1 protein-coding gene is annotated in these 434 nt (G+C 64.7%); it reads left to right on the top strand.

What is annotated here, in order from left to right:
• The coding region (locus AC06E7_RS19090) for a GTP-binding protein (RefSeq protein WP_478065605.1) at positions 1-434 on the top strand (434 nt) is incomplete at both ends.

A 434-nucleotide genomic window follows, 5' to 3' on the forward strand; every position in this document is an offset into this window, starting at 1 on the left:
TCGGCTGCTGACGGCCCGATGCCGCAGACCCGCGAGCACATCCTGCTGTCGCGCCAGGTCGGCGTGCCGTACATCGTCGTGTTCCTGAACAAGGCCGACATGGTGGACGACGCCGAGCTGCTGGAACTGGTCGAAATGGAAGTCCGCGAGCTGCTGAGCAAGTACGACTTCCCGGGCGACGACACCCCGATCATCTCGGGCTCGGCCCGTCTGGCGCTGGAAGGCGACCAGAGCGAGATCGGCGTGCCGGCCATCATCAAGCTGGTCGAGGCGCTGGACACCTGGATCCCGCTGCCGGAACGTGACGTGGACAAGACCTTCCTGATGCCGGTGGAAGACGTGTTCTCGATCTCGGGCCGCGGCACCGTGGTGACCGGTCGTATCGAGCGCGGCGTGATCAAGGTCGGCGAAGAAATCGAAATCGTCGGTATCCG

Source organism: Stenotrophomonas sp. Steno-Z4 (assembly GCF_056393145.1).